Source organism: Sodalis-like endosymbiont of Proechinophthirus fluctus (genome assembly GCF_001602625.1).
GTDB lineage: Bacteria > Pseudomonadota > Gammaproteobacteria > Enterobacterales > Enterobacteriaceae.
In genome coordinates, this window is the sequence record NZ_LECR01000042.1 from 10513 (window position 1) to 11388 (window position 876).

Annotated in this window: 1 protein-coding gene and 1 pseudogene; one reads left to right on the forward strand and one right to left on the reverse strand. The window is 55.9% G+C overall.

The window, feature by feature from the left end; genetic code table 11:
• Positions 1-242 (forward strand): annotated as a pseudogene (locus tag BG74_RS04860) (aspartate aminotransferase family protein); the annotation flags it as partial.
• Positions 243-381: 139 nt separating this feature from the next.
• Here the strand turns inward: BG74_RS04860 and BG74_RS04865 are convergent.
• Positions 382-834, reverse strand: coding sequence for an iron chelate uptake ABC transporter family permease subunit (locus BG74_RS04865; RefSeq protein WP_187202643.1), 453 nt, complete (start codon positions 832-834; stop codon positions 382-384).
• Between the last annotated feature and the right edge of the window lie 42 nt (positions 835-876).

Consider the following 876-nt stretch of genomic DNA (forward strand, 5'->3'; position numbering starts at 1 on the left):
TAGTCAACCGCGTCTGCGGCATGTTCGGTCTGTTCTTTACCGATTCGCCGAGCGTTACCTGCTTCCAGGACGTACAGAAGTGCGACGTGGAACGTTTCAAGCGTTTCTTCCATGCCATGCTGGCGGCGGGGATTTATCTGGCGCCGTCGGCGTATGAAGCCTGTTTTATGTCCCTAGCGCATGGAGACGCTGAGATTCGCCTCACACTGGAAGCCGCTGCAAAGAGTTTCGCCCAACTGTGACCAGTTGGGCGCTCAAACCAGGCTTGCGCGGTTTTTCCGCCACTCACCCCGCAGCCGCGGCCGTATGCCATAAAGACCCGGACGTGGGGCGTCTAATCTCCGGTACGATTATTCAATGTCGACGTCGCGCTGGCACTAGCTATCGTCTCAACGCATCGGACATCGTAAACCACCGCGATACCGCCCCTGGCGGCACAGCAGCCAGATGAAATAAAACAGTGCGCCAATAAAGGTTGCCAACAATCCGGCGGAGATTTGATTGGGGAACATCATTATGCACCTGAACCAGTCGGTGAACAATCAGGAATCCACCGATCGCTGGCGCTATCATCCCTTGCGCCACCGGTTTATGGAAGCCCAGCATGAGCGCCATATGCGGAGCCATTAGCCCGACAAAGTTCAGCGATCCGATGGTCAGCATGGCGCTGGTAGTCATAACGGCCGCCAGTAGAAAAATAGACAGCAGCGCGCGCACCAGTGGTACTCTAGCGACAGTGCACTGGCGTTGCCTAATGGCAGCACCTTCAGCCAGAACGCTAGGGCAGTAGACGCAGCATTTCTTCGCCGTGAGTCCAATTCTAACCTTCGGCATTGCGCCTAACAATCCTAACCTTCGGCGTTGCGCCTAAACAGT

What these genes read in the sequence shown, in the direction of transcription:
- BG74_RS04865 (WP_187202643.1), bottom strand. Translation starts at nt 834, where the DNA reads ATGCCGAAGGTTAGAATTGGACTCACGGCGAAGAAATGCTGCGTCTAC.